The sequence below is a fragment of the Gilliamella sp. ESL0232 genome (genome assembly GCF_013346885.1).
In the GTDB taxonomy this organism is placed as follows: Bacteria; Pseudomonadota; Gammaproteobacteria; order Enterobacterales; family Orbaceae; genus Gilliamella; species Gilliamella bombi.
The window spans coordinates 1-24,823 of sequence record NZ_JAAEDW010000010.1 but is presented as its reverse complement, the minus strand read 5'-3'; the positions used below and the strand labels follow the sequence as shown (position 1 = coordinate 24,823).

34 protein-coding genes and 1 rRNA gene are annotated in these 24,823 nt (G+C 35.8%); 8 read left to right on the top strand and 27 right to left on the bottom strand.

Annotated elements, in window-relative coordinates:
* Positions 1 to 4 precede the first annotated feature (4 nt).
* From rplX to iscR, 20 genes are all read right to left on the bottom strand, one after another.
* A complete protein-coding gene (rplX, locus tag GYW75_RS10475; protein WP_065561017.1) occupies positions 5 to 319 on the bottom strand; it encodes a 50S ribosomal protein L24 in 315 nt (104 codons plus the stop codon).
* 10 nt (positions 320 to 329) lie between these two features.
* Positions 330 to 701, bottom strand: a complete 372-nt coding sequence (gene rplN, locus GYW75_RS10470; RefSeq protein WP_025314392.1) for a 50S ribosomal protein L14 — start codon at positions 699 to 701, stop codon at positions 330 to 332.
* 196 nt (positions 702 to 897) lie between these two features.
* On the bottom strand, positions 898 to 1,158 hold the full coding sequence (gene rpsQ / locus GYW75_RS10465) for a 30S ribosomal protein S17 (protein WP_034911151.1): 261 nt from the start codon (positions 1,156 to 1,158) through the stop codon (positions 898 to 900).
* A gap of 1 nt (position 1,159) precedes the next feature.
* Positions 1,160 to 1,351: a 50S ribosomal protein L29 gene (rpmC, locus tag GYW75_RS10460; RefSeq protein WP_034902373.1), complete on the bottom strand. Its 192-nt coding sequence runs from the start codon at positions 1,349 to 1,351 to the stop codon at positions 1,160 to 1,162.
* Positions 1,352 to 1,762 carry a 50S ribosomal protein L16 gene (gene rplP / locus GYW75_RS10455; RefSeq protein ID WP_034911153.1) on the bottom strand — a complete coding sequence of 137 codons (411 nt, stop codon included), beginning with the start codon at positions 1,760 to 1,762 and terminating at the stop codon, positions 1,352 to 1,354.
* 12 nt (positions 1,763 to 1,774) lie between these two features.
* Entirely contained in the window at positions 1,775 to 2,512 is a 738-nt protein-coding gene (rpsC, locus tag GYW75_RS10450) for a 30S ribosomal protein S3 (RefSeq protein ID WP_065561018.1), read from the bottom strand.
* Positions 2,513 to 2,526: 14 nt separating this feature from the next.
* Positions 2,527 to 2,859: a 50S ribosomal protein L22 gene (gene rplV, locus GYW75_RS10445; RefSeq protein ID WP_034947997.1), complete on the bottom strand. Its 333-nt coding sequence runs from the start codon at positions 2,857 to 2,859 to the stop codon at positions 2,527 to 2,529.
* A 13-nt stretch (positions 2,860 to 2,872) separates the two neighbouring features.
* Positions 2,873 to 3,151 carry a 30S ribosomal protein S19 gene (rpsS, locus tag GYW75_RS10440; RefSeq protein ID WP_024496505.1) on the bottom strand — a complete coding sequence of 93 codons (279 nt, stop codon included), beginning with the start codon at positions 3,149 to 3,151 and terminating at the stop codon, positions 2,873 to 2,875.
* A gap of 19 nt (positions 3,152 to 3,170) precedes the next feature.
* Positions 3,171 to 3,995: a 50S ribosomal protein L2 gene (rplB, locus tag GYW75_RS10435; RefSeq protein ID WP_034911158.1), complete on the bottom strand. Its 825-nt coding sequence runs from the start codon at positions 3,993 to 3,995 to the stop codon at positions 3,171 to 3,173.
* 18 nt (positions 3,996 to 4,013) lie between these two features.
* Entirely contained in the window at positions 4,014 to 4,316 is a 303-nt protein-coding gene (gene rplW, locus GYW75_RS10430; protein ID WP_034885052.1) for a 50S ribosomal protein L23, read from the bottom strand.
* Positions 4,313 to 4,915: a 50S ribosomal protein L4 gene (gene rplD, locus GYW75_RS10425; protein WP_034911160.1), complete on the bottom strand. Its 603-nt coding sequence runs from the start codon at positions 4,913 to 4,915 to the stop codon at positions 4,313 to 4,315. Before rplD ends, rplW begins: the two co-directional genes overlap by 4 nt.
* Before the next feature lie 16 nt (positions 4,916 to 4,931).
* On the bottom strand, positions 4,932 to 5,558 hold the full coding sequence (gene rplC / locus GYW75_RS10420) for a 50S ribosomal protein L3 (protein WP_174799326.1): 627 nt from the start codon (positions 5,556 to 5,558) through the stop codon (positions 4,932 to 4,934).
* Between the two features lie 31 nt (positions 5,559 to 5,589).
* On the bottom strand, positions 5,590 to 5,901 hold the full coding sequence (gene rpsJ, locus GYW75_RS10415; protein WP_006120582.1) for a 30S ribosomal protein S10: 312 nt from the start codon (positions 5,899 to 5,901) through the stop codon (positions 5,590 to 5,592).
* A 367-nt stretch (positions 5,902 to 6,268) separates the two neighbouring features.
* On the bottom strand, positions 6,269 to 6,607 hold the full coding sequence (gene fdx, locus GYW75_RS10410) for an ISC system 2Fe-2S type ferredoxin (RefSeq protein ID WP_174799325.1): 339 nt from the start codon (positions 6,605 to 6,607) through the stop codon (positions 6,269 to 6,271).
* A 14-nt stretch (positions 6,608 to 6,621) separates the two neighbouring features.
* Positions 6,622 to 8,481 (bottom strand): Fe-S protein assembly chaperone HscA, encoded by a 1,860-nt coding sequence (hscA, locus tag GYW75_RS10405; protein WP_174799324.1) that lies wholly within the window; start codon positions 8,479 to 8,481, stop codon positions 6,622 to 6,624.
* Positions 8,482 to 8,517: 36 nt separating this feature from the next.
* Entirely contained in the window at positions 8,518 to 9,036 is a 519-nt protein-coding gene (hscB, locus tag GYW75_RS10400; protein WP_174799323.1) for a Fe-S protein assembly co-chaperone HscB, read from the bottom strand.
* A gap of 15 nt (positions 9,037 to 9,051) precedes the next feature.
* Positions 9,052 to 9,375 carry an iron-sulfur cluster assembly protein IscA gene (gene iscA, locus GYW75_RS10395; RefSeq protein WP_065561024.1) on the bottom strand — a complete coding sequence of 108 codons (324 nt, stop codon included), beginning with the start codon at positions 9,373 to 9,375 and terminating at the stop codon, positions 9,052 to 9,054.
* A complete protein-coding gene (gene iscU, locus GYW75_RS10390) occupies positions 9,375 to 9,761 on the bottom strand; it encodes a Fe-S cluster assembly scaffold IscU (protein ID WP_034911174.1) in 387 nt (128 codons plus the stop codon). Before iscU ends, iscA begins: the two co-directional genes overlap by 1 nt.
* A 15-nt stretch (positions 9,762 to 9,776) precedes the next feature.
* Positions 9,777 to 10,991: an IscS subfamily cysteine desulfurase gene (locus GYW75_RS10385; protein ID WP_065626326.1), complete on the bottom strand. Its 1,215-nt coding sequence runs from the start codon at positions 10,989 to 10,991 to the stop codon at positions 9,777 to 9,779.
* 38 nt (positions 10,992 to 11,029) lie between these two features.
* A complete protein-coding gene (iscR, locus tag GYW75_RS10380; RefSeq protein WP_065589729.1) occupies positions 11,030 to 11,485 on the bottom strand; it encodes a Fe-S cluster assembly transcriptional regulator IscR in 456 nt (151 codons plus the stop codon).
* Between the two features lie 162 nt (positions 11,486 to 11,647).
* Here iscR and sltY point away from each other — a divergent pair, with 162 nt between their 5' ends.
* Together sltY and trpR are read left to right on the top strand one after the other, a co-directional pair.
* Entirely contained in the window at positions 11,648 to 13,585 is a 1,938-nt protein-coding gene (sltY, locus tag GYW75_RS10375) for a murein transglycosylase (RefSeq protein ID WP_174799322.1), read from the top strand.
* 11 nt (positions 13,586 to 13,596) lie between these two features.
* On the top strand, positions 13,597 to 13,887 hold the full coding sequence (gene trpR, locus GYW75_RS10370; protein WP_202983971.1) for a trp operon repressor: 291 nt from the start codon (positions 13,597 to 13,599) through the stop codon (positions 13,885 to 13,887).
* 46 nt (positions 13,888 to 13,933) lie between these two features.
* Here the strand turns inward: trpR and robA are convergent, their stop codons facing one another.
* The 3 genes from robA to GYW75_RS10355 all read right to left on the bottom strand — a co-directional run bounded on the left by robA (position 13,934) and on the right by GYW75_RS10355 (position 16,291).
* Complete coding sequence (gene robA / locus GYW75_RS10365; protein WP_065611182.1) at positions 13,934 to 14,851, bottom strand: MDR efflux pump AcrAB transcriptional activator RobA; 918 nt, start codon at positions 14,849 to 14,851, stop codon at positions 13,934 to 13,936.
* 96 nt (positions 14,852 to 14,947) lie between these two features.
* A complete protein-coding gene (gene nfuA / locus GYW75_RS10360; protein ID WP_065626402.1) occupies positions 14,948 to 15,523 on the bottom strand; it encodes a Fe-S biogenesis protein NfuA in 576 nt (191 codons plus the stop codon).
* A gap of 117 nt (positions 15,524 to 15,640) precedes the next feature.
* Entirely contained in the window at positions 15,641 to 16,291 is a 651-nt protein-coding gene (locus GYW75_RS10355; protein ID WP_167370108.1) for a phosphoribosyltransferase family protein, read from the bottom strand.
* Positions 16,292 to 16,607: 316 nt separating this feature from the next.
* Between GYW75_RS10355 and GYW75_RS10350 the strand changes: the two genes are divergently transcribed.
* Positions 16,608 to 17,174, top strand: a complete 567-nt coding sequence (locus tag GYW75_RS10350) for a peptidylprolyl isomerase (RefSeq protein ID WP_174799320.1) — start codon at positions 16,608 to 16,610, stop codon at positions 17,172 to 17,174.
* A 59-nt stretch (positions 17,175 to 17,233) separates the two neighbouring features.
* On the opposite strand, the gene pepB is transcribed toward GYW75_RS10350, so the two are convergent.
* The gene (gene pepB / locus GYW75_RS10345) at positions 17,234 to 18,514 is read right to left on the bottom strand and encodes an aminopeptidase PepB (RefSeq protein WP_174799319.1); all 1,281 of its coding nucleotides are present in this window, start codon (positions 18,512 to 18,514) and stop codon (positions 17,234 to 17,236) included.
* A gap of 103 nt (positions 18,515 to 18,617) precedes the next feature.
* Here pepB and GYW75_RS10340 point away from each other — a divergent pair, with 103 nt between their 5' ends.
* Positions 18,618 to 19,391 (top strand): tyrosine-protein phosphatase, encoded by a 774-nt coding sequence (locus GYW75_RS10340; RefSeq protein WP_174799318.1) that lies wholly within the window; start codon positions 18,618 to 18,620, stop codon positions 19,389 to 19,391.
* 50 nt (positions 19,392 to 19,441) lie between these two features.
* Here GYW75_RS10340 and GYW75_RS10335 read toward each other — a convergent pair whose 3' ends face one another.
* Positions 19,442 to 20,059: a 4'-phosphopantetheinyl transferase family protein gene (locus GYW75_RS10335; protein ID WP_174799317.1), complete on the bottom strand. Its 618-nt coding sequence runs from the start codon at positions 20,057 to 20,059 to the stop codon at positions 19,442 to 19,444.
* A 120-nt stretch (positions 20,060 to 20,179) separates the two neighbouring features.
* Between GYW75_RS10335 and metC the strand changes: the two genes are divergently transcribed.
* The 4 genes from metC (at position 20,180) to GYW75_RS10315 (ending at position 24,057) form a co-directional block, all read left to right on the top strand.
* Complete coding sequence (metC, locus tag GYW75_RS10330) at positions 20,180 to 21,361, top strand: cystathionine beta-lyase (RefSeq protein ID WP_174799316.1); 1,182 nt, start codon at positions 20,180 to 20,182, stop codon at positions 21,359 to 21,361.
* A gap of 62 nt (positions 21,362 to 21,423) precedes the next feature.
* On the top strand, positions 21,424 to 22,743 hold the full coding sequence (gene tilS / locus GYW75_RS10325) for a tRNA lysidine(34) synthetase TilS (RefSeq protein ID WP_174799315.1): 1,320 nt from the start codon (positions 21,424 to 21,426) through the stop codon (positions 22,741 to 22,743).
* A gap of 391 nt (positions 22,744 to 23,134) precedes the next feature.
* The gene (locus GYW75_RS10320) at positions 23,135 to 23,494 is read left to right on the top strand and encodes a hypothetical protein (RefSeq protein WP_174799314.1); all 360 of its coding nucleotides are present in this window, start codon (positions 23,135 to 23,137) and stop codon (positions 23,492 to 23,494) included.
* Between the two features lie 203 nt (positions 23,495 to 23,697).
* A complete protein-coding gene (locus tag GYW75_RS10315) occupies positions 23,698 to 24,057 on the top strand; it encodes a hypothetical protein (RefSeq protein WP_174799313.1) in 360 nt (119 codons plus the stop codon).
* Positions 24,058 to 24,157: 100 nt separating this feature from the next.
* Here the strand turns inward: GYW75_RS10315 and GYW75_RS10310 are convergent, their stop codons facing one another.
* Together GYW75_RS10310 and rrf are read right to left on the bottom strand one after the other, a co-directional pair.
* Positions 24,158 to 24,580: a hypothetical protein gene (locus GYW75_RS10310; RefSeq protein WP_174799312.1), complete on the bottom strand. Its 423-nt coding sequence runs from the start codon at positions 24,578 to 24,580 to the stop codon at positions 24,158 to 24,160.
* A gap of 161 nt (positions 24,581 to 24,741) precedes the next feature.
* Positions 24,742 to 24,823 (bottom strand): 5S ribosomal RNA (gene rrf, locus GYW75_RS12825); the annotation flags it as partial.

Sequence of the window (24,823 nt, the reverse complement as noted above, 5' to 3'; positions counted from 1 at the left end):
TTACTTAATTGATTAATTCATTAGTAGACTTATAAAAACGGACTTTTTTACCGTCTTCAATACGAAAGCCTACGCGATCTGCTTTGCCTGTAGCTGGATTAAAAATTGCCACATTAGAAACATTGATAGCTGCTTCTTTTTCAACAATTCCACCTTCTTGATTTAATGCAGGTACTGGTTTTTGATGTTTTTTCACCAAATTGATACCTTCAACAATCACTTTGCCTGTAGACAAAACACTCTTAACTTTACCGCGTTTACCTTTATCTTTGCCAGTTAACACGATAACTTCATCTTCTCGACGGATTTTCGCTGCCATTACCCGCTCCTTACAGTACTTCTGGTGCTAATGAAATGATCTTCATAAACTTCTCAGAGCGAAGTTCACGAGTGACCGGTCCAAAAATACGCGTACCAATCGGTTGCTCACTGTTATTATTTAAAATAACACAAGCATTGCGATCGAAACGAATGACAGATCCATCAGGGCGACGAACACCTTTTCTAGTGCGCACAACAACAGCTTTAAGTACATCACCTTTTTTAACTTTACCACGCGGAATTGCTTCTTTAATGGTAACTTTGATGATATCGCCTACTGCTGCATAACGACGGTGCGATCCACCGAGAACCTTGATACACATTACGCTACGTGCGCCAGAGTTATCGGCAACATCTAGCCTAGTCTGTTCTTGGATCATTTTAATGCTCCGTATAAATTAATTATTGTCTAATCTACCTTCATCCACCTCAACTACCATGGATAAGAATAGACAACCAAAAACCCACTTACGTGAGGATGCATAGTATAACACCACTCAAATAAAATGGATAGCATAAAATAAACGGCCGTTCAGCCGTTTATTATATTATGTACAGTTTTCAATCAAAAAAAGATTAAATAACTGCTTTTTCAACGATTCGAACAAGAGTCCAAGATTTGGTTTTTGATAATGGACGACACTCTTTAATCTCTACAGTATCACCAATACCACACTCGTTGTTTTCATCATGTACATGCAATTTAGTCGTACGTTTAATGAACTTACCATATAACGGATGCTTCACTTTACGTTCAATAGCTACAGTAATAGATTTATCCATTTTGTCGCTAATAACACGACCTTGCTGAGTACGAATTTTTACTTCAGTAGTCATATTACGCACCCGCCTTTTCAGTTAATAATGTTTTAACACGTGCAATATTACGACGCACTTGTTTTAACATATGAGTCTGTGTTAACTGACCTCCAGCTAATTGCATACGTAAGTTAAATTGCTCACGTAATAAATTAAGAAGTTCAGTATTTAACTCTTCAACGCTTTTTTCGCGTAGCTCTTTTGCTTTCATTTACATCACCGTCTTAATCACAAAGGTGGTTTTAATTGGCAGTTTTGCAGCTGCCAACGCAAATGCTTCACGAGCAACTTCTTCCGGTACACCGTCCATTTCATAAAGGACTTTACCTGGTTGAATCTGAGCAACCCAGTATTCAACGTTACCCTTACCTTTACCCATACGCACTGCAAGTGGTTTTTCGGTAATTGGTTTATCAGGGAAAACTCGAATCCAGATTTTACCTTGACGCTTAACTGCACGAGTCATTGCACGACGTGCTGCTTCGATCTGGCGCGCAGTCAAACGACCACGACCTACAGCCTTAAGACCGAATGTACCGAAACTAACGTCAGTACTTACAGCAAGACCACGATTGCGGCCCTTGTGCACTTTACGGAATTTTGTACGCTTTGGTTGTAACATCAGCGACGCTCCTTATTGTTTTCGGCCTTTTCGCTGCTTTTTCGGTTGAGCAGCAGGTTGTTTTTCTGCTTGTTCAACGGCAGCCATACCACCAAGGATCTCACCTTTGAAGATCCACACTTTAACACCAATAATACCATAGGTAGTTAATGCTTCAGATAAACCATAGTCAATATCAGCTCGTAATGTATGTAAAGGTACACGACCTTCACGATACCATTCGCTACGAGCAATTTCAGCACCGCCTAAACGACCACTTACTTCGACTTTGATACCTTTAGCACCCGCCTTCATTGCATTTTGAACCGCACGTTTCATAGCACGACGGAACATAACACGGCGTTCTAACTGAGAAGTAATGCTATCAGCAACTAATTTAGCATCAAGTTCTGGTTTACGAACTTCAGCAATATTAATTTGTACTGCAACATCACGTTTTTCTCTTTTGTCTTTATATTTATTGACAATAGAAGCTACGGCATTACGTAATTTTTCAACGTCCTCGCCTTTTTTACCAATCACGATACCCGGACGAGCAGTGTGAATAGTAATACGAACGTTAGTTTCTGCTGAACGGTCGATCACAATCTTAGAGATTGACGCTTGAGACAATTCTTTATTTAAGAATTCACGCACTCTAAAATCACTTTCTAAATTATCAGCGAATGTCTTTGTACCCGAATACCATGTAGATGTCCAAGGCTTGACAATGCCTAATCGGATACCATTTGGATTTACTTTTTGACCCATTGCTATTCTCCAGCCTAGCGATCTGAAACGATCACGGTGATGTGACTCGTACGCTTCAAAATTCGATCTGCACGACCTTTCGCACGAGGCATAATACGCTTCATGGTTGGGCCTTCATCTACGAAAATCTTCGCAACTTTTAGATCATCAATATCAGCACCATCGTTATGCTCTGCGTTAGCAATAGCAGACTCTAATACTTTTTTAACAAGTACAGCCGCTTTTTTATTGGTGTACGTTAAAATATCTAGTGCCTGAGACACATTCTTACCGCGAACAAGATCTGCAACTAAGCGAACCTTTTGTGCAGAAGAACGAGCGTGGCGGTACTTTGCAATTGTTTCCATCTCTTTCTCCTACTTATTTCTTCTTAGCTTTCTTATCAGCCGCATGGCCGCGATAAGTACGAGTCGGCGCGAATTCACCCAATTTATGACCAACCATTTCGTCGGAAACATAAACTGGAACGTGCTGACGACCATTATGGACAGCGATGGTCAAACCGATCATGTTAGGAAAGATCGTTGAACGACGGGACCAAGTACGAATTGGTTTCTTGTCCCCGCTTTCCACCGCTTTCTCTACCTTCTTCAGCAAGTGTAGGTCAATAAAAGGACCCTTCTTGAGAGAACGTGGCATAGCTAATCCTCTATATTAATTATTTCTTATTGCGACGGCGAACAATATACTTATCAGTACGTTTGTTGCTACGCGTTTTCAATCCTTTGGCTTTTTGACCCCATGGAGACACAGGATGTTTACCAAAGTTACGACCTTCACCACCACCATGTGGGTGGTCTACCGGGTTCATTGCTGTACCACGAACAGTAGGACGAACACCACGCCAACGCGTTGCACCCGCTTTACCTAATACACGAAGCATATGCTCTGAATTACCAACTTCACCAATAGTGGCACGACAATCAGATAATACTTTACGCATTTCACCTGAACGTAGACGTAATGTTACATAAGCACCATCACGCGCAACGATTTGAACATAACTACCAGCAGAGCGAGCAATTTGTCCGCCTTTACCTGGTTTCATTTCAATATTATGCACAGTAGAACCGACTGGGATATTGCGCATTGGTAAACAGTTACCTGTTTTAATTGCTGCATCAACACCAGATTGGATCTGATCACCTGCTTTTAAGCCTTTAGGCGCTAAAATATAACGGCGTTCACCGTCTTTATATAAAACCAATGCAATATTTGCACTACGGTTTGGATCATATTCCAAACGTTCAACAACTGCTGGAATACCATCTTTATTACGCTTAAAGTCAACAATACGATAATGTTGTTTATGACCACCACCAATGTGACGGGTAGTGATACGACCATTATTATTGCGACCACCAGTTTTGCTTTTTGAATCAAGCAACGGTGCATAAGGTTTACCTTTATGCAACTCTGGGTTAACCACTTTAACAACGTGGCGACGACCCGGAGATGTAGGTTTACACTTAACAACTGCCATTGTTCTTACTCCTCCGAATTACTCAGCGACGCCAGCAAGGTCTAAATTTTGACCTTCTGCTAAAGTAACGTAAGCTTTTTTCCAGTCGCTACGGCGACCGATTTGTTGACCACGACGTTTAACTTTACCTTTAACAACAAGTGTATTAACGTCATCTACTTTAACTTCAAATAGTTGTTCAACTGCGGCTTTAATCTCTCTCTTAGTAGCATCTTTAGCAACTTTCAATACTAATGTATTTGTTTTTTCCATTGAAATAGATGCTTTTTCAGAAACATGTGGTGCTCGCAGGACTTTAAGCAGACGCTCTTCACGAATCATGCTAACATCTCCTCTACTTGTTTAACGGCATCAACTGTGATAACCACTTTGTCAAATGCAATCAAACTAACTGGATCAATACCTGCCACATCACGCACATCAACTTTATGTAAGTTACGTGCTGCTAAGAAAAGATTTTCATCAACTTCAGAAGCGATAATAAGAACATCATTAAGATTCATATCGTTTAATTTCTGAGTTAATAATTTAGTCTTAGGTGCTTCAACAGTAAATGTTTCAACCACAACTAAACGTTCTTGACGCACTAATTCAGAGAAAATACTCTTTAATGCACCACGATACATTTTACGGTTAACTTTTTGGCTATGATCTTGTGGTTTTGCTGCAAATGTTACACCACCACTGCGCCAGATTGGGCTCTTAATTGAACCTGAACGAGCACGACCGGTACCTTTTTGACGCCATGGTTTTTTACCTGAACCAGCGATTTCTGCACGAGTTTTTTGTGCGCGAGAACCTTGACGAGCAGCAGATGCATAAGCAACAACTACTTGATGAACTAACGCTTCATTAAACTCACGTCCGAAGGTAGTTTCGGAAACAGAAAGCGCTTTCGCGTCTTTTACTACTAATTCCATCTCTATCTCCTCGACGTTAAGCCTTGATTGCCGGTTTAACAATTACGTCACTATTGATTGAGCCAGGAACTGCACCTTTAATTAATAAAAGATTACGTTCAGCATCAACACGTACAATATCTAAGTTTTGAACAGTTACACGTTCATTACCTAGGTGACCTGCCATTTTACGACCTTTAAACACTTTACCCGGAGTTTGGTTTTGACCAATAGAACCATGACCACGGTGTGCCAAAGAGTTACCATGAGTAGCATCTTGAGTACGGAAATTCCAACGTTTAGTAACGCCAGCAAAACCTTTACCTTTAGATGTTCCAGTAACATCAACTTTCTTAACGTCAGCGAAGATATCAACGTTAATACTTTGACCTACAGAAAATTCGCCTTCTTCAAAACGGAATTCCCATAGACCACGACCAGCTTCAACGCCAGCCTTAGCGAAATGACCTGCTTCAGGTTTGTTTACGCGGCTTGCTTTTTTGCTGCCAGTAGTAACCTGAATAGCTTGATAACCATCATTCTCAAGTGTTTTAACTTGAGTAATGCGGTTGCTTTGAACTTCAACTACGGTGACAGGAATAGAAACACCATCTTCAGTGAAGATACGCGTCATTCCTACTTTACGACCGATTAAACCAATCATTATTTCGACCTCTCAATCATTCAGCTTAGGATTAACCTAAACTGATCTGCACATCAACACCGGCAGCAAGGTCTAGACGCATTAAAGCATCAACTGTTTTTTCAGTTGGCTCAACAATATCAACTAGACGCTTATGAGTGCGAATCTCGTACTGATCACGCGCATCTTTATTTACGTGTGGAGAAATCAATACAGTGAAACGCTCTTTGCGTGTCGGTAATGGAATAGGACCACGAACTTGCGCACCTGTGCGCTTCGCAGTTTCTACAATTTCAGCAGTTGATTGATCAATCAAACGATGATCAAACGCTTTTAACCGGATACGGATTCTTTGGTTCGACATGAGACCAGAGCTCCATTATTTAAAAGTTATAACAAAAGACTACTCCTCTTTCCCTGTTTCGATTGACAGGAGAGTGTAATCCGTTCTTTTTCGTAACCCCCAAATCGGGAGTATTGTTGATATAATTAGCTATTTTTTATATAACAATTATATCTTTTTCTCATTTGCTTACATAAAGGCAATAAACAAAGTGAGCCGATTATACTCTGTTAGTTAACTAACGGCAAGGAATAAATACAGATATTTGGGTTTAAAGATGGGAAGCTTTTTCTGGTTATTAATTTACAATTACCAAATTTCAATCAAATAACCAGATTTAATGTTATTTTTATATTAACCCATAATGGATAATCATTATGATAACTTCCTAATGATCTTCTTTGGCATGATTAAGGCTATATCTTGGGATTTCGACCTCTAAATCTTCATTCGTGACACGAGCTTGACAGCTTAAACGACTATGCAGTTCAACTCCCCAGGCTTTATCTAACATATCATCTTCTTGCTCATCGCTTACTTCAAGCGAATCAAATCCCTTACGCACAATACAGTGGCATGTTGAACAAGCACATGACATTTCACAAGCATGCTCGATTTCAATATCATTGCGCAATGCCACTTCTAAAATGGATTCGCCTTCTTGGGCATCAACAGTTTTTCCATCTGGACAAAGCTCCGCATTCGGTAAAAAAGTAATTTTTGGCATAATAATCTCGTTAGTTAAATATCATCAACGTTATGGCCAGTTAACGCATGTCGAATTGACCTATCCATTCGCTTAGCTGCAAAATTTTGTGTTACTTTATCAACAATTTTAATTTGTTTTTCAATTGCATAACTGTCATTTGACTCACTTACAGCTTGTAATTGATGCTTAGCAATTAAAATATGGTTTAGTTCACTTTCATCTAATAAGCCAGCATCTTTATCTAAAGCACTTTGCAAGCTTTCAAGCACTCTAGCTGCCTCAACTTTTTGTTCAGCAAGTATTCGAATCTGTTTATCTTGCTGTGCGTAACTGATTGAATCTTGAATCATATCGGCAATTTCATTATCAGTCAGTCCATATGAAGGTTTTACTTGGATAGCAGCTTCAATACCCGTTGATTTTTCCATTGCTGTTACACTTAATAAACCATCAGCATCAACTTGGAAAGTCACCCTAATGTGCGCACCACCAGCAGGCATTGCTGGAATACCTTGCAGAGTAAAACGAGCCAAAGATCGACAATCAGCAACACTTTCACGTTCTCCTTGTAAAACATGAACCATCATCGCGGTTTGACCATCTTTAAAAGTTGTAAACTCTTGAGCTCTTGCACACGGAATTGTACTATTACGTGGAATAATTTTTTCGACCAATTCACCCATGATCTCAATGCCTAACGACAATGGGATCACATCAAGCAATAACATATCTGAATCGGGTTTATTGCCAACCAAAATATCGGCCTGAATAGCTGCACCAATAGCAACTACTTTATCAGGATCGATAGATATCAAGGGATTAGTTTTAAAATAATTCCCTACTAATTCTCGCACTAATGGCACACGAGTAGAGCCGCCAACCATAACAACTTCAACTACTTCATCCACATTAATCTCGGCATCTTTCAATGCACGGCGACAAACAGCTAAAGTGCGTTTAACCAATGGCTCAATTAATTGTTGAAATTGCTGGCGAGTAATAGTCAAAGATTGATTATCCAGAGAAAATACAGCTAAATCTTGCTCACTTAATAAAATCTTTATTTCGGTAGCTTGGCTACTGATTTTTTGATTAATATAAGGATCTATATTATTAGTTAATCCTAATTTCTCTTTTATATAGTCAGCAAGTAGCCGATCAAAATCATCACCACCAAGAGCTGAGTCACCGCTAGTTGCTAGAACCTCAAAAACACCTTTATTTAAGCGTAAAATAGAAATATCAAAAGTACCGCCACCTAAATCATAAACAGCGATTATACCTTCCTTCCCTGAATCTAAACCGTACGCAATCGCAGCGGCTGTAGGTTCATTAAGTAGGCGCAATACATGCAAACCAGCTAATTTGGCAGCATCTTTTGTTGCTTGCCGTTGTGCATCATCAAAATAAGCTGGCACAGTAATAACCACACCATCAATTTCACCTTGTAAACTCTCTTTTGCTCGCTCAGCTAACGCTGTCAAAATTTCTGATGAAACTTGTATTGGATTTACTTGCTCATTAGGCAAATTTAATAAAGGAACACCATTTTCAGTTTGTGAAAAAGTATAAGGAAATTGTGATAAATCTATATCAGATAAACTTCGCCCCATTAATCTCTTAATAGAGCTAACTGTATTTTGCGGATCATTCACAGCATTATCTTTGGCATTTTTTCCAATCGTGATAACAAAGTTATCATCATGATCGATGCCATAATGCACAACGGATGGCAATAGCGGATTACCTTCTAAATCAGGCAATACCTCTGCTTGTCCACTTCGTACCGTTGCTACTAATGAATTAGTTGTACCAAGATCAATTCCTACAGCAAGGCGGCGCTGATGTGGTAGTGGAGTTTGTCCTGGTTCGCTGATCTGTAATAATACCATTTAATCTATCTCTATCGATATGTTACTTATCTTAAATTATAAATCAAATTGCTTTTCTTGTAACTTTTCGATTTGTTCAATCAATCTGGCAAGATAGCGAATTTTATAGATCTGATTAAGTGCTTTTGACCAATCTTGATTAGTAATAAATTGTAATAATTCGTTATAAACTATCTTTTGACAAGCAACAATCTCAGCATAAAAATCATCTAATAATTCAAAATTATCTTTACGTTCGATATCATCAAGTCTTTCACGTAAAAAAAATTGCTCCATTAAAAAATCAGTATCATGAATAATACTTTGTTCAGTTGCTACGTCAAAACCTTGTAGAGATAAAAAATACTCAGCGGCTTTAATTGGATTTTTTAACGTATGATAACCATCATTAATGATTGCTGACTTTTGAACAATTGCCACTTTATCAATATCGTTTACAACAGCAAAATTATCTGGATGATATTGCTTTTGCAATTGCTGATAATGAGTTGTTAGTTGAGCGACATCTACCGGCAATTGAGCTGGCAAACTAAATAGCTCGAAGTAATTAACCATAATTATTGTGTCCGATTACACATTAAAGCTTTCGCCACAGCCACATTCGTGCTTCGTATTAGGATTATTAAACTTGAAACCTTCATTTAATCCTTCTTTAACAAAATCAAGTTCAGTACCATCAATATAAACTAAGCTTTTTTTATCCACGATAACTTTGACATGTTTATCTTCAAAGACACTATCATCATCATTAATCACATCGGCAAACTCTAAAACATAAGCCATACCAGAGCAACCAGATGTTTTAACACCTAATCGTAACCCAACACCCTTTCCGCGATTAGCCAAAAAGGCTTGAACACGATCAGCTGCGCTATTAGTCAATGTGATTGCCATTAACGTTGTCCTTTTTTGGTTTTGTAGTCATCAATAGCAGCTTTAATTGCATCTTCCGCTAGAATTGAACAGTGAATTTTAACCGGTGGTAAAGCAAGTTCTTTAGCAATATCCGTATTTTTGATAGCTTCTGCTTCGTCTAATGATTTACCTTTTATCCATTCTGTAACCAAAGAACTTGATGCAATTGCACTACCACAACCATAAGTTTTAAACTTAGCATCTTCAATAATACCGTTGTCATTCACTTTGATTTGTAGACGCATCACATCACCACACGCTGGTGCGCCAACCATACCACTACCAACATTAGGATCATTTTGATCAAACGAACCAACATTACGTGGGTTTTCGTAATGATCAACAACTTTTTCACTATATGCCATAATTTACTCCCAATTTTAATGTGCTGACCATTTAATCTTTGTTAAATCAACGCCATCTTTAAACATTTCCCAAAGAGGCGATAAATCCCTTAATTTCCCAATAGATTCTCTGATTAATTTAATGACATAATCAATTTCTTCTTCTGTGGTAAAACGACCAATAGAAAATCGAATTGAACTATGAGCCAGCTCATCATTAAGCCCTAATGCTCGTAATACATAAGACGGCTCTAAACTCGCAGATGTGCATGCAGAACCAGATGAAACAGCTAAATCTTTTAAAGCCATCATCAACGATTCACCTTCAATGTAAGCAAAACTCACATTTAAGATATTTGGCACACTGTGCTCCAAAGAACCATTTAAATAAACCTCTTCAATGTCTTTTAAACCATCCCATAAACGATTTTTTAAAGCCAATAAACGAGGCATTTCAGTAACCATCTCTTGTTTAGCTATATGATACGCTTCACCCATGCCCACAATTTGATGCACAGGTAAAGTACCAGAGCGCATACCTCGTTCATGACCACCGCCATGCATTTGAGCTTCAATACGAACACGCGGTTTACGCCTTACATAAAGCCCACCAATACCTTTTGGCCCATAAATTTTATGACCAGAAAATGACATTAAATCAACTTTTAAGTTAGCTACATCAATTGGTAATTTACCAACAGACTGGGTTGCATCAACATGAAAAACAATGCCTCTTTCACGGCACATCTCACCAATTTTTTCGATGTCTTGTATTACACCCGTTTCATTGTTGACATGCATAATTGATACAACGGTTGTATCACTACGCATAGCCGTTGCAAGTTTATCAAGATCAAGGATCCCATCGGATTCTGGCGTTAAATAAGTTACTTCATAACCTTCTCGCTCAAGCTGGCGGCAAGTATCAAGCACAGCCTTGTGCTCAGTTTTACAAGTAATAATGTGCTTACCTTTGGCTTGATTAAAATGAGCGGCACCTTTAATTGCTAAATTATCAGCTTCAGTTGCCCCTGACGTAAAGACAATTTCGCGTGAATCAGCACCAATAAGATCGGCAATTTGATTACGGGCAATATCAACGGCTTCTTCAGCTTGCCAGCCAAATTTGTGGGAACGAGATGCTGGGTTACCGAATATACCGTCTGGCGTTAAATACTGCATCATTTTTTCAGCAACTCTAGGATCTACAGGCGTTGTCGCTGCATAATCCATATAAATAGGTAGTTTCATTAATTACTCCCAATGAGAAATTCTGTATTCTATTTTTATTAATTAATTTGAACGTGTTGTATATTACTTTGTCGGCTAGCAACAGCTTTAACTTCTTTATTATTGACCAATTCACTCAATGTAATGCTAGTTAAAAAGTCCTCAATTCGTTCACTTAAATCATTCCACAGTGTATGGGTTAAACATCTAACACCGCCTTGACATCCATCTTGCCCGTGACATTTTGTCGCATGCACTGTTTCATCGACAGCTTTAACAATTGAACTAATAGCAATTTGATCCATAGAACGACTCAGTATATAACCGCCACCAGGGCCTCTAACACTGCGCACCAAACCATTTTTTCGTAATCGAGCAAACAATTGTTCAAGATAAGAAAGTGAAATTTCTTGACGTTCTGAAATATCAGCTAGTGATACCGGTCCTGAATCTGCATGTAAAGCAACATCAAGCATTGCTGTCACCGCGTATCGCCCTTTTGATGTCAGTTTCATTGAGCATTCCTTTATATGTGTGTATGCATATTGTATATATCCTTTCGATTTAGTCAAGTATTTAGTTGAGTGTTTTAGTAGGAATTAAACCGCAGTTCATTATCGACGAATCATAGCTTAATATGCTAATCTAATAAACTAAATTCACATGGGAGTTAAAGGATGAAATTACTATTACGTTATTTTTTGATAATTAGCCTATTGTCCACAGGTAACATTTACGCAGATAGTTCTCTAAAAGGACGAGAAAATTATCAAAAATGGCTAAATTCATATCAATCACTTAACTTTGAAGAACAGCAAACATTGCTCTCTACCATAAAAGATTACCCATTATATCCTTATGCTGCTGTACAGTTTTTTCAGAGTAATATTAAAATCGTTTCACCACAAATGGTAAGCAATTTTGTCAATCAATATAATGATTTTCCGCTAACAGCTTCATTGACACAATCTTATTTAACCGAATTAAGCAATCGTCAAGATTGGAATTCAATCGTTTCGTTCCCAAAAGATAACTCCATACTCTCTAACTGTCGTTATCAATATGCATTACTACAACAAGGAAATAACGAGGTTGCTTTTAGCTCTGTTGAATCTCTTTGGATGACAGGCAAAGAACTTCCTTCTGCATGCGATCCATTACTTGACGCTTGGGCTCAAGCAGGTAAACGGACAGCTAATTTAATACTATTACGTATCGAACTTGCTATTGATGCAAATAATTTAAAATTAGCCAAACACCTAGCTAATTTACTTGATGACAACTACAAAACAACAAAAATCAATTTACTAGCTGTTCTTAATAATCCTAAAAAATTAGAAGATTTTTCAAAAAATATTAAAGCTAGCTCTTTCACTAAAAAAGTTGTCTTATCATCATTCCCTCGCTTAGTAAAAGCTGATATGAATTTAGCTGCAGCATTATTACCAAAATTAGTTAAACAGCAAACTTTAAGTAAAGCAGAGCAGGTAGCATTACAAAAAAGTTTAGCTAACAGCTACTTTAAAAATTCTGCAACAGATGAACAAATTAAATGGCGTGATAGCTATATTGAAAAATACCACGATACAACATTAGTTGAAAAACGTATCCGCCTTGCTATCGATAACTATAACTTCACAGACATCGCTTATTGGATAGCACAACTATCACCAGAAGATCAATTAAAAGAAGACTGGCAATATTGGCAAGCTAGAGTTTTATTAAATAATAATAAAAAAAGTGAAGCTAACAAAATTTTACAAACACTCACAACCAAACGTGGGTTTTATGGCATGATAAGTGCACAAACTCTTAATCAACCTTATTCGATCAATAACCAATCACCAAAGATTACACCATCAGAAATATCAACCTTAAAAAGCAAATACGACAATCAACCCTATGTAAAAAGAATTAACGAATTACGTTATTTAGGAATGCTTTCAGAATCAAGCTACGAATGGCGATATATGTTAAATAATCAAAAAAATAAGAATGAATATTTAGCATTATCTCAATATGCCTTACAAAAAGGGTGGGGGGATCTTAGTATTCAAGCAACCATTGCAGGCAAACTCTGGAATAACTGGACAGAGCGTTTGCCTATTATGTACAAAGATTTATATAACAATGCATTAAAAGATAAAGCTATTGGTTTATCTTATGCTTTAGCTATTTCTCGCCAAGAAAGTGCACTTGATACTACTGTCAAATCACCTGTCGGCGCCAGTGGATTAATGCAACTAATGCCAGCTACAGCAAAAGAGACAGCTAAAAAAGTTAATTCATTAACTTATATTTCATCAGCACAATTGTTTGATCCTCAAACAAATATACAGTTAGGCACTACCTATTTAAACACTGCTTATCTACAAAATGATAAAAATCGTATATTATCTTCAGCCGCTTATAATGCTGGTCCAAATAATGTTAAGCGCTGGCTAAAAAAGAGTAACGGAAAACTTGATGCAGTAGCATTTATCGATAGTATACCGTTTACTGAAACACGTAATTACGTCAAAAACGTATTGGTATATGATTATATTTATCAAGTAATCTTAGGGCAAAAAAATGTCAATTTTCTTAGTTCAAATGAATTTAATAAACAATATTAATGGTGATTATAATGAAAACTAACGAATGGCAACAAACAGTTGAATTATTACACCAAGCATTTAACGATGGTTATTCACTGGATATATTAAAATTACTAATGACTGCCGATGAGCGAGATGCTTTAATTACTCGAGTTAAAATCGTATATTCATTACTTGATGGTTCAATCAATCAACGCCAACTTAAAGAGCAACTAAAAATTGGTATTGCAACAGTAACAAGAGGCTCTAATAGCCTAAAAGAAGCAACTCCAGAATTTAAAAAGTGGTTAGAAAAGATTTTATTAAACTCAGATAACTAAATAATTCAGTCAATATCTAATAGCAGATTTTTATATCATATTATAACTATAAACTTGATTGGATATTGACTTCACTATCAGCAACAACCGGCACACAATAATCACACTCCATATGCTTAATATCCTTAAACGATTCAACAGAGTCATCGCGAAGATTATGATGAATCTCAATTACACAACTAGAGCAACGTAAGCGTACCTTTAATGCTGGCATAGCAGCTAAATGCACTTGTGAAATAAAATCGCCAAACTCATCAGGAGAACCAATATATCTAAAGCAAAGATACAATCCTCCTTCATTAACTATCTGCTCAATATGCTCTAAATTATTATTCTGATCTAAAGCAATTGTATAAAAAAGCTCTTGTTCATTAGCATTATCTTTGCTTTTCAATATACGGCTAAAAGCATAAATTTTATCTGGCAAGTTTTCACATGTATTGCCACAGCGAGATATATAATTATGAAAAAATTGTGATCTTAGTTTATTTTCTTCATCTAATAATTGACTCAAATTACAATTATTTTTAAAGGTGATACCCCAAAACGTTTTTTGAGGCATATTAACAAATTTTGGCTCAGGCAATGAAAACCGGTTTTTATTAAGCTCAATAGCAGGAGTTAATCCTGTAGGATCCCAAATATCTCCTCGTCGGTAACTTGCTGGGGTTTCATTGAATTGTTTTTTAAAAGAACGAGTAAATGTTTGTTGAGAATCAAAACGATATTGCATCGCAATATCTAAAATAGGCTTACTTGTCATGCGTAAAGCAAGCGCAGCATAAGTTAAACGACGATGTCGAATATAAGTACCAAGAACTTGACCAGTTACCTCTTTAAACATACGTTGTAAATGCCACTTTGAATAACCTGATTTTTGTGCAACATGATCAATAGATAATGGTTGTTCCAAATTTTTTTCAATCCAAACGATAAGATCTGAAATAATACTAACTTGATTCATAAAACCCCATCAGAATGTCAAATGGCAAACGTTATCCGATTATGACTCAATCCCAGCAATAAGCAAGATTTAAATAAAAATTATTTTCTGCCATTATTAGCAAAAAGAATGAGCTCCAGCTTGGTGTTCAGTAATATCTTTTACACCAGCGAGTTCAGGAAACTCTGCCATTAATTGCTTCTCAATACCTTCTTTCAAAGTATAATCAACCATTGAGCAACCATTACACCCCCCACCAAATTGTAAAACAACATAATTATCTTCGGTCAACTCCACTAAACTAACATGGCCACCATGGCTAGCTAATTGCGGATTGACCTGTGCTTGAATTGCGTAATTAACACGCTCAATAAGAGGTGCATCATCAGCTACTTTTTTCATTTTTGAATTTGGTGCTTTTAATGTTAACTGCGAACCTAATTCATCAGTCACATAATCAATGACAGCTTCTTCTAAAAATGGCGCACTAATTTCATCAATATAAACTGAAAAATCAGCATACCGTTCTTCTATATCGCTATCTTCTATAGTATCAGCAGGGCAATACGAAACACCGCATTCCGCACTTGGAGTACCAGGGTTAATAACAAATACTCGAATTTGTGTTCCATCGGCTTGATTAGCAAGCAATTTTTTAAAGTGCTGTTGAGCTGATTCAGAAATAGTGATAATAGACATAACCCCTCACTTTAATGTAGTTAGGTAATAAACAAACCTAACATCATTTATAATATATTAATAATAATAGTTGACTAACTTTCTTGGTTATTATAGGGGCTGTTTAGGATTTTACAATACTGTACGGCATAAACAAACAACATAAACATTCGTTGCTCCACAATTTTTTAGTTGCTGACTAATTGCATTAATCGTATTACCTGTTGTAACGATATCATCAATAAGCATTACTGATTTATGTGAAAGATTTTGATGGCATGTAAAAAGCTTTTCAACATTAGCGATTCGCTCTGTAAGAGATAGTTTTTTTTGATCTTGTACATTTGACGTTCGAGATAGTAAATAAGGATAAAATTCACAATCTAACCATCTTGCAATCGGTTTTGCCAATAACTCAGCTTGATTAAAACCACGAGACCAATAACGAAAATGATGCAATGGCACACAAGTGACCAAATCGGGCTTAATTAACGCATCGATTTCTCGCCGTTGATACCAAGCCAAAAACATCAATCTTGCCAATGCAGTACTCAATTCAATTTTGTTGTAGAACTTTAGATGATGAATCAATTTTTTTAAAGGATTAACATACTCAGAAACAGCAATAAGTTCATCCCAATAAGGTTTCTTTGCACGACACCGATAACATATATCAGTCGATAAAGAATGTGGTAAACAGCATTGATGGCAGACCTTATTAAATTTAGGTATATTTTGAACACATTGGCTGCAAATGCCATGATGAGATAGAAATAAAGGCATATCACACAAAATACATCGCATAAAATTTAATAGTTTTATTTGTAAAAAAGTTTCAGGTTACACTATGTTTCAGTATAAAAACGGTTAGTATAAAAAAGGGAGTTATAAAAAACATTTTTTATAACTCCTTATCTTATCAATGTTTAAAATCAGGTTAACATCAATAAAATAGACCAATCAATTTTTTAATTAAATATAATTAAATTGTTATACGATATACAGCACAAAAAATTATCCGATTTTGCATAATTGCTATTTAAATTAGTTTAATATTCGGTATAATCAGTCAATTCAAATGGAAAGAGATTTTATTAATATGAAAAAAATCAAACTATTAATTTTAACATTATTGCTAACAATTTTTTCAACTATCGCCTTAGCTACTCCTCAAGTCTTATTACAAACCAGTATGGGCGATATTGAGATTGAACTAGACAGCGAACATGCGCCAATTACCACTAAAAACTTTCTTGATTATGTTAACAGTGGTTTTTATGAAAATTTAACTTTCCACCGCGTAATTCCTGGATTTATGATTCAAGGCGGTGGCGCTGATGATCAACTAAAATTCAAAGACAATAACCCACCAATTAAAAATGAAGCAGACAATGGATTAAAAAATGATCGTGGCACCATTGCAATGGCAAGAACAAGTGAAATAAACAGCGCAACCAGTCAATTTTTTATCAACGTAGTAAACAATGATTTCCTTAATTACAAATCACCAGAACAATATGGTTATGCTGTATTTGGTAAAGTAACTAAAGGGATGGATATAGTTGATAAAATTGTTAGTGTCCCAACTAAACGCGTGGGACCACATCAAAATGTGCCAGTTGAGCCTATTTATATCAAAAAAGCAATTGTTATTAAAAATGATTAAAATTGCACTTTGTTAACAAAAACCACTTTAAAAACCACTTTCTAAAAGTGGTTTTTTGTTTATTTAAGCTGACTAAGTAAATTAGCAATTGTCCTCACACCAATACCTGTTGCCCCTGTTGCCCATAAAGCTGTGGCACTTTTACGGAATGTTGCAGAACAATCAATATGTAACCAATTTTTTTGATAATTTTTAATAAAATGCGATAAGAAAGCCGCAGCAGTACTTGCCCCTGCAGTATTAGGTATACCTGAATTTGCTATATCAGCAAATGATGATGGAAATTGCGAACGGTGAAACTCGGCTAATGGTAATCGCCAAAAAGCTTCATGCTCAATATCGCTACTAGCTAACAATTGGCTAGCAAAGTTATCATCAAACGAAAGTAATGACTGATAATCATTCCCCACCGCAATCTTAGCCGCTCCAGTCAGTGTTGCACAATCAATAATATAATGAGGCTGGTCATTATCAGCACAAATTAAACCATCAGCCAAAACTAGTCGCCCTTCTGCATCAGTGTTATCAACTTCAACCGTTTTACCGTTACGGTAACGAATAATATCGCCTAATTTAAACGCATTGCCACTGACTAAATTATCCGCGCAACATAGATAAAGTTTAATACGTTGATTTAAACCTCGCGCAATGGCTAATGCTAATGCACTTGTTACTAACGCAGCCCCCCCCATATCTGAGCGCATTGACTCCATAAAATTACTTGGTTTTAAACTATATCCTCCTGAATCAAAGGTAATACCTTTACCAACTAAACAGGCTGTTATCGGTGAATTAGGGTTTTGGGTTGGGTTATAATCTAGTTCAAGCAAAGCCGCTGGCCGATCCGAACCTTTTCCAACCGTATAAATGCCCATATAACCTTGCTCTCTTAAAGCTTCATCTGAAATGATGTTGTAAGTCACAGCAGATGAGTAAGTGCTAATTAACTTAGCTGCTCGTGTGGCTAACTCAACAGGACTTAATGTTTCGGCTTGTTCATTAATAATATCCCGACACCAATCAATAATTTCTATACGATGTTTCAATTCTTGTTTGTCTTTGGTGTTGAGTTCTGACCAAGTTACTTTTGTACTTTTTTTGGCATTACGATAGCCTAACCAAAAATGCCAACAAGCTTCGAGATCCCAATTTTCACCACTTAGTTTAACCGAATTTATTCCTTGGTTATCTAACTTGCGACCTGCACGTTGAATCGCCCCTAAGCGATGTTCTGGTTTATAGTGAATAGTAATCGCCTCGTTAGAAAAACTCAGTAATGCATCTTTTCCCCACTGTTTTGGTGCAGGTTTATCAGTTAGTAAAACAGATAACATCGACATAGTAAAAACCTCAAAAAATTGATAAACAACATAACAATGAGTTAATTCTAATCAGAAACATGTTAATATAGCAAGTAAAGTTAAAAATAAATAGGGACGGGTTATGGCATCAGTTGTACCAATAAAAAATGGGATTAATTTTCGTGATTTAGGTGGAATCAAAACAATTGATGGACGTCAAATTCGATCGGGCCTACTATACCGCTCAGGCGCATTCTCGCTTATTACACAACAAGAGCAATCTTTTTTAGCTAATCAGCTAAATCTGCACTACGTTTTAGACTATCGCGATCCTGATGAAATTGAGCGAAATCCAGATAAATTATGGCAAAATACTCATTATATTAATGTACCAGCTAATCCGTTGAGCAATACGATCACCGCAAGTTTAACAAGTGATTTAGGTAATGCTCACCAAACACTTAAAAAAAATGCTCCATTTGATTTTATGATTAAGCTTTACCAGCTACTACCATTTAATAACGCAGCATATCAAAAACTTTCCTCAATCCTACTAAACTCACAAGGTAGACCATTGGTACAACATTGTGCTGTTGGTAAAGATCGTACAGGTGTTGGCGTTGCATTAACATTGTTTGCTTTGGGTGTTAGTGAAGAAACTGTCATGCAAGATTATTTACTAACAGAACAGCTATTGTCAGATTATCGTGAAAATATATTAAGCCAATATCAACATAAAATGACGCCTGATGAGTTTGAAAAACGCAAATTAATTTTTGCCGCCAAAAAAGAGTATCTAACTGCGGCACTGAATGCAATTAAAACGCGTCACGGTACAATTGACAATTGGTTATCACAGGAATATCAATTAAACGAAACTAATAGAAAAAGAATTCAAGATATCTATCTGGTTTAATAAATAACAAGCCATTATCGCACCATAATAAATAATGGAAAAACATTGTATTAAGACAACAAAATTAATTTAGAGATCGGTTGATTGCTGTTCACCGACAGATGAACATTATCCACTTGACGATATTGATAATAAAATTCTTGTGCAAAAGGTGCCATAATCATCTGCTGTTTTAAGTCGACGTTAACCGATTTTATTTGCCAAACACCTTTAGCATAAAGCTTTAATGCAGACTCTTTTAATGTCCATAGTTGCCAAAAGGCTCTTAATGTATCATCTTGTTTAGTCATCCATTGATATTCGTCATCAGCAAAAAAATTTTTAGCTACTTTCAAATAATTTTTTCGTGGACGTACTACTTCGATATCTAAACCAACCTTACCTACTAACGAAATCGCAACTGCTACCCAATCTTGGCTATGACTAATATTAAAATCTGGTAAGTGTGGCTCTAAAAAAGAGGGACGACCATTATCTCCAACCTTAATAACAGGTAACATCGAAATATCACAGTATTGTTTAAGCAAATGAGCCAAAATTGATCGGCAAACTAAAAACTGTTTTTTACGTTGGCCACTTAAATTATTCGCTTCATCAAGAAGCGTTTGAGGCAACAGTGAAAAATCAATGTCAGCATCCTTAAGACAAGCAAGTCGAACAATTAGCATAATTGGCAAGAAAATATTAATAAAATTTATTTTTTACTATTCTAACAGCATGCTATGCTAACTGTTATCAAAATTAATAAAAATATCAACCTTAATAAATAGTAGCAAGGGTGTATCATTATGTCATTACCAACAAAATTAGTTCATGCAGGACGTAAAAAGCGTTATACACAAGGCGCTGTTAATTCGGTTGTTCAACGTGCATCATCATTGGTTTTTGATTCAATTGAAACAAAAAAAGAAGCAACCAAAAACCGTGCTAATGGTGCATTATTTTATGGACGCCGTGGTACATTAACTCATTTTGCGCTACAAGATGCGATGGTTGAAATCGAAGGTGGAGCTGGTTGCTATCTATACCCTTGTGGCGCAGCTGCCGTCGCTAATGCTATTTTAGCTTTTGTTCAAGCTGGCGATCATATATTAGTGTCTGAAGCCGCTTACGAACCTACTCAAGAATTTTGTCAGCAAATTTTAAAAAATTTTGGTGTTGAAACAGATTACTTTACGCCATTAGTGGGGCACAATATTACAAATCAAATTAAACCCAATACCAAAGTCGTATTTTTAGAATCACCAAGTTCCATTACGATGGAAATTCATGATATTCCTTCAATGGTTAAAGCAATTCGCAGCGCCAATCCAGAAATTATTATTATGATCGATAATACATGGAGCGCCGGCGTATTATTTAAAGCATTAGATCATGATATTGATATCTCAATACAAGCAGGTACAAAATACCTAATCGGTCATTCTGATGCCATGATAGGCACTGCTGTTGCTAACAAACGCTGTTGGGAAAAATTACGCGAACGTTCTTACTTAATGGGACAAATGTGCGATGCGGATACCGCTTATATAGCCACACGAGGATTGCGAACATTAGCAATACGATTAAAGCAACACCACGAAAATGGCATAAAAGTAGCAAAATGGTTAGCTCATCATCCTAAAGTTGCTACCGTCAATCACCCAGCATTAGAAAGTTGTAAGGGGCATGAATTTTTTAAACGTGATTTTTCAGGTGCAAGTGGATTATTTTCTTTTGTACTCAAAGATCGATTAACTGACGAGCAATTATCTGATTTTATTGATAACTTAACTTATTTCTCAATGGCTTACTCATGGGGTGGTTTTGAATCATTAATTTTAGCCAATCAACCCGAAGAACTAGCAAAAATTAGACCTGTATCTGGTATTGATTTTAAAGGAACTTTAATTCGTCTTCATATAGGTCTTGAAGATCCCGATGATTTAATCGCCGATCTTGCTGCTGGTTTAGACAGAATCAAGCTATAAAAAATGAATCTATATAAAACCAATGCATTACGAATGTTTAGTTTAGCATAATTAAGTAGAAGATGAATAATCAAAACCAAATCACGTGTGACGAAATAATAAAACAAACAGTTTTTCATAATATAAAACACCACAAAGCGCTACTGGTTGCATATAGTGGAGGTGTTGACTCAACGGTATTAATGCATGTGCTTGTTAAGCTTAAAAAACAATTGTTACCAAATTTAGAACTAAGAGCGATCTATATTCATCATGGTTTGAGTAGCAATGCTGACAACTGGGCAACGCATTGCAGTCAACAATGCCAAACATGGCAAGTTCCAATAATTATTGAAAAAGTCAGACTTGATCCCATAGCGGGTAATATTGAAGAGCAAGCTAGAAATGCACGTTACCAAGCTATATATCACCATCTAAAAGATGATGAAACGTTATGTACAGCTCAACATCTTGATGATCAATGTGAAACTTTCTTCTTGGCATTGAAACGTGGCAGTGGACCTGCGGGATTGTCCGCAATGCCAAGGGAAAATCAACAACATCTTCGACCTTTATTAACAATATCACGATCACAAATTGAAACCTATGCGAATAAACATCAACTCAATTGGATAGAAGATGAAAGCAACCAAGATGATCACTACGACCGTAATTTTTTACGCTTAAAAGTCTTACCAATTCTTAATCAACGCTGGCCACATTTTTCGCAAATGGTTGCACGCAGTGCGGAATTATGTCAACAACAAGAAACGTTAATTAATGAGTTATTATTGGTAGAATTTAAGCAAGTTATCACCGAACAAAATCAACTGGCTATTGCACCATTAATGGACTATTCCGAGTATAAACGAAATGCAATTTTACGCATGTGGTTTAAACACAATCATATTAATATGCCAACACGCCAACAAATAACATTAATTTGGCAAACCGTTGCATTAGCAAAAGAAGATGCTAATCCGAAATTTATCTTTAATAACCAACAAGTTCGCCGTTATCAAAATCAACTTTATTTGTTAGCATTATATCAAGATATTGAACAGCAAATCCTAAACTGGGATTTAGCGTTGCCATTAACACTTCCAGATAATGTTGGCGAATTACAAGTTAATTATCAAACTGATTTATGTTGCCGCTTACCACAAGCAGATGAAAAAATCACCGTTAGATTCCATGCTCAAGGAAAATTTCAAATTGTTAATCGCCATGGTTCACGATCAATAAAAAAACTATGGCAAGAGCATAATATTCCACCATGGATGCGAACTCGAATCCCTCTAATTTACTACAACGAACAACTGATTTGCGCAGTTGGCGCATTTGTTACCGAACAAGGAAAAGGAACACAAATCGGTTTTATTCTTGTAAAGAATAACCTATAAGTTTATCCCCTAATAGGTTTTGTTATAGCATTTAGCTTGCTGACTTAATTTAGTTTTGATGGATTTTTCAACTTTGACTAGCTATAAATAATGGTTTAAGAACATTCATTCTTACAGATTAAAGGAATAAAAAGCTTCAATCAGGCTTTCTTAGGCTAGTTATAAATAGTCGGATAACTGACCATAAAGCGTTTAATCAAATCAGTGGCAGTTATTTTTTCTTTATGATATAAACGTCATATCTATTGTTTATAATAAGACGCTAATTTTGTTTTTTATGCATATTCATTACAAATTACTTCGGATAACACGTAAACAATTTCTACATTTTATGTAAATAATATTTATTTTTTAATATTTTAGCATTAAATTTTTCTAGGATAATAGAGTTATGAAAATAAATGAAAGATGGTTAACTTTTGTACTTATTGATAGTAATAATTCATTTGAAGAAATGCTGACTAAGATAGAACTAGCATTTAAATGTAAATTATCCTGTAAAGATGAAAAAGGTCGTTATATTGCCAGAGCGGAATTGGATAATTTTAGTATTGCTGTTATCGACAAAATTGATAGGCTTAGTGAGTTATTATGTGATGAACATTATACTCTTAAAATAACAATAATATCTGATAAATACTGTAATTCTAAATTTGAAAATTACATAAAAGAAATTCTAACTAATAACTTCATACAATGGGAACAGCCAGTTTGGTCTCCTTTTGACGTTACTCCACTCAGCAAGCGATAAGCGTTTAATCAAATCAGTAGCAGTTATTTCTTCTTTATGATATAAACATCATATCTATTGTTTATAATAAGACGCTAATTTTGTTTTTTATGCATATTCATTACAAATTACTTCGGATAACACGTAAACAATTTCTACATTTTATGTAAATAATATTTATTTTTTAATATTTTAGCATTAAATTTTTCTAGGATAATAGAGTTATGAAAATAAATGAAAGATGGTTAACTTTTGTACTTATTGATAGTAATAATTCATTTGAAGAAATGCTGACTAAGATAGAACTAGCATTTAAATGTAAATTATCCTGTAAAGATGAAAAAGGTCGTTATATTGCCAGAGCGGAATTGGATAATTTTAGTATTGCTGTTATCGACAAAATTGATAGGCTTAGTGAGTTATTATGTGATGAACATTATACTCTTAAAATAACAATAATATCTGATAAATACTTTAATTCTAAATTTGAAAATTACATAAAAGAAATTCTAACTAATAACTTCATACAATGGAAACAGTCAATTTGGTCTCCCGTCGAAGTTACTCCACTCAGCAAGCGATAATTTTCACATGATCTCTATGTACACATTTACCTCGACAAACTCCAATATTCATTACAGTATTTTCGCAAATTACTACTCAACATCAGTGATTAAAAACCATTCAACAAAGAGAAATCATCCCTACTTCTCCATTCGGTAATAAACAAATAACTATTCCTTTTCCTTCAAGTCGAACCACATCACAAAATTTATTTACACGCCAATCTTTTATTTTTGATAACTCTAACCAAGTATCAAGTTTCCAGCTATTTATTCTACCAAGAACTACCATTTTTTTTCTAAAACAATGCATATCAATATTTATACTTATTACCATGTTATTTTCAGAGAGAATATTGACATTGCCATATAGATGACTAAATATTTTTGATTTTCTATTCAGTCTTGCTACAGGTAATTCTGGTTCTCCCATCGTTTCACAAATAAGAGAATCAGACGATCCAACATGCAATTTTTTAATGTGTAGACTGTTAATAATATCCATTAACTCTATTTGAAATATAGGTTTCCATTCTTCATTCATTATCATAACCTATCTTTATAAATTACGACCAATATCATCAGTGAGAACACCTATTGTTGAAACGTATAATAAACATCGAATAAACTAGAAATACACTACAAATAAGTTTTGTTTAGAAAGCAAAAAGCCCAGCATGACTGCTGGGCTCTCTATATTTAAAAGTCTGGCGGCACCCTACTCTCACATGGGTAATACCCACACTACCATCGGCACTACGGCGTTTCACTTCTGAGTTCGGCATGG